The sequence below is a fragment of the Mesorhizobium sp. M7A.F.Ca.US.014.04.1.1 genome, from assembly GCF_003998745.1.
GTDB lineage: Bacteria > Pseudomonadota > Alphaproteobacteria > Rhizobiales > Rhizobiaceae > Mesorhizobium > Mesorhizobium ciceri.
The window spans coordinates 1-3,097 of the sequence record NZ_RZRW01000635.1 but is presented as its reverse complement, the minus strand read 5'-3'; the positions used below and the strand labels follow the sequence as shown (position 1 = coordinate 3,097).

The following is a 3,097-nucleotide window of genomic DNA, read 5'->3' as shown; positions in this document are numbered from 1 at the left end:
CGACATCGTGGTAAGCGCCGTCGATGAGGGTCGCCTTGACGCCGATCATCGGGAAGCCCGCGAACGGACCCGAGGTCATGACGCTGTTGATGCCCTTTTCGACACCAGGGATGTATTCCTTCGGCACGGCGCCGCCGACGATCTTGGTATCGAACTCGAACTCGCTGCTATCGGGGTTCGGCTCGAACAGGATCTTGACGCGAGCGAACTGACCGGTACCGCCGGTCTGCTTCTTGTGCGTGTAGTCCTGCTCGTGCTTGCGGGTGATCGTCTCGCGATAGGCCACCTGCGGTGCGCCGACATTGGCCTCGACCTTGAACTCGCGACGCATGCGGTCGACGATGATGTCGAGGTGGAGTTCGCCCATGCCGGAAATGATTGTCTGGCCGCTTTCCTCGTCGGTCTTGACGCGGAAGGACGGATCCTCGGCGGCCAGGCGATGAAGGGCGAGGCCCATCTTTTCCTGGTCGTTCTTGGTCTTCGGCTCGATGGCGATCTGGATGACCGGATCGGGGAATTCCATGCGCTCGAGGATGACCGGATGCAGCGGATCGCTCAGCGTGTCGCCGGTGGTCGTGTCCTTGAGACCGGCAAGAGCAACGATATCGCCGGCAAAAGCCTCTTCGACGTCGGCGCGCGAGTTCGCATGCATCTGCAGCATGCGGCCGATGCGCTCTTTCTTGCCCTTCACGGTGTTGTCGACCGAGATGCCCTTGGTGAGCCTGCCCGAATAGATGCGCGCAAAGGTCAGCGAACCGACGAACGGGTCGTTCATGATCTTGAAGGCGAGCATCGACAGCGGCTCGTTGTCGTCGGCATGACGCTCGATCTCGGCGTCGGTCTTGGCATCGACGCCCTTGATGGCGGGAACATCGGCCGGCGACGGCAGATATTCGACAACGGCGTCGAGCAGCGGCTGCACGCCCTTGTTCTTGAAGGCCGAGCCACAGAACATCGGGTAGAACTTGACCGCGATGGTGCCCTTGCGGATCAGCGCGCGAATCTCGTCATTCGACGGCATCTTGCCTTCGAGGTAATTCTCAAGCGCCGTCTCGTCCATTTCGACGGCAGCCTCGATCATCTTCTCGCGGTATTCTTCGGCACGAGCCTTGAGGTCGTCCGGGATCTCGACGATGTCCCAGGCAGCGCCCAGCGTCTCGTCGCGCCAGACCAGCGCGTTCATCTCGACGAGGTCGACAACGCCCTTGAACTCGGTCTCGGCGCCAATCGGCAGCTGCATGACAACAGCATGCGCACCGAGGCGCGAGCCGATCATCTCGACCGAGCGATAGAAGTCGGCGCCGATCTTGTCCATCTTGTTGCAGAAGATCATGCGCGGAACGCGATATTTGTCGGCCTGGCGCCAGACAGTCTCGGTCTGCGGCTCAACACCGGCATTGGCATCGAGCAGCGCGATGGCGCCGTCGAGCACGCGCAGCGAACGCTCGACCTCGATGGTGAAGTCGACGTGGCCGGGGGTGTCGATGATGTTGAAGCGGTGCATCTTGCCGTCACGAGCCTTCCAGAAGGTCGTGGTCGCGGCGGACGTGATGGTGATGCCGCGCTCCTGCTCCTGCTCCATCCAATCCATGGTGGCAGCGCCGTCGTGGACTTCGCCGATCTTGTGCGACTTGCCCGTGTAGTAGAGGACGCGCTCGGTGGTCGTCGTCTTGCCGGCGTCAATATGCGCCATGATACCGAAATTGCGGTAGTCTTCGATTTTGTATTCGCGGGCCATCGTAGCTGCCTCTCAGTCTCGTTCGCGCTTTACCAGCGGTAGTGCGCGAAAGCGCGGTTGGCTTCAGCCATCTTGTGGGTGTCTTCACGCTTCTTGACAGCGGTGCCGCGGTTGTTGGCCGCGTCCATCAGCTCGCCGGAGAGGCGGTCGACCATCGTGGTCTCGTTGCGGTTGCGGGCCGCAGCAATCAGCCAGCGAATGGCCAATGCCTGGCGGCGCTCGGGGCGCACGTCGACCGGAACCTGGTAGGTGGCGCCGCCGACACGACGCGAACGCACTTCCACATGCGGCGCGACATTGTCGAGCGCCTGATGGAAGACGGTGACCGGCTCCTGCTTGGTCTTCGACTGAACCTGGTCGAGCGCGCCGTAGACGATGGTCTCGGCGACCGACTTCTTGCCGTCATACATGACGGCGTTCATGAACTTGGTGACGATCAGATCGCCGAACTTCGGGTCCGGATTGATCTCACGCTTTTCTGCACTGTGACGACGCGACATGGCTTTTGTCTCTCAATCTCATAGCCCGACGCACTCAAGGAGCGCCAAGGCCGGAAAATCTTACTTCGGACGCTTGGCGCCGTACTTCGAACGGCGCTGCTTGCGGTTCTTCACACCCTGCGTGTCGAGCACGCCGCGGATGATGTGGTAGCGAACGCCCGGAAGATCCTTGACGCGGCCGCCGCGGATCATCACCACGGAGTGCTCCTGAAGGTTGTGGCCTTCGCCGGGGATGTACCCGATCACTTCAAAACCATTGGTCAGGCGGATCTTGGCCACCTTGCGCAGCGCCGAGTTCGGCTTCTTCGGCGTCGTTGTATAGACGCGCGTGCAGACGCCCCGCTTCTGCGGGTTCTGCTGCATGGCCGGGACCTTGTTGCGCTTCACCGGCGCAATGCGCGGCTTGCGGATCAGCTGGTTGACGGTAGGCATTAAACCCTCTTGTCTCTCAATTCCGTGTCTCGCCCGGTCAGGGCCGCTCAAAGCGTCATTTCCATACGCAAATTCGGGCCATAAACCGCGCCTCGCGGTCTTGCCCGAACAAAAGGCAGAGGAAGCGGAAGCCGCTTCGTGCACGCCGGAAATGTCTTTTCGCTCGTAAAACGAACCCTGTTTGAGGCAAACTCCAAAGCGTGTCGCTTCGGAAGGGAGAGCCTCACATCGGTTCTGACTGGGCGGCTTCTACCCGTAAGACCGCGGACCGTCAAGCCCGGAGCACCAAATATTGCGCGCCGACCAAGGCTTGGCAGCCATGCGAAAACCGCATGTAATTTTCTTTCGCATTTTTGCAAGAGCGAGGAAGAAAGTGACAAGCCTTCAGGCAAAGTGAATGGGTTTGCGCTGTCGCGCGGCCTTGCTT

Annotated in this window: 3 protein-coding genes; all 3 read right to left on the bottom strand. The window is 60.9% G+C overall.

Features of this window, described 5'->3' with window-relative positions; all coding sequences use genetic code 11:
• On the bottom strand, window positions 1–1,738 hold a 1,738-nt coding region (gene fusA / locus EOA22_RS29015; RefSeq protein WP_127390405.1), incomplete at its 3' end, for an elongation factor G.
• A 29-nt stretch (window positions 1,739–1,767) separates the two neighbouring features.
• Window positions 1,768–2,238, bottom strand: coding sequence for a 30S ribosomal protein S7 (rpsG, locus tag EOA22_RS29010; protein ID WP_008875664.1), 471 nt, complete (start codon window positions 2,236–2,238; stop codon window positions 1,768–1,770).
• Between the two features lie 60 nt (window positions 2,239–2,298).
• On the bottom strand, window positions 2,299–2,670 hold the full coding sequence (gene rpsL / locus EOA22_RS29005; protein ID WP_006333356.1) for a 30S ribosomal protein S12: 372 nt from the start codon (window positions 2,668–2,670) through the stop codon (window positions 2,299–2,301).
• Window positions 2,671–3,097: the final 427 nt, after the last annotated feature.

Excerpts from the sequence above, each read along its gene's own strand:
- rpsL (WP_006333356.1), bottom strand. The coding sequence starts at position 2,670 with ATGCCTACCGTCAACCAGCTGATCCGCAAGCCGCGCATTGCGCCGGTG.
- rpsG (WP_008875664.1), bottom strand. The coding sequence starts at position 2,238 with ATGTCGCGTCGTCACAGTGCAGAAAAGCGTGAGATCAATCCGGACCCG.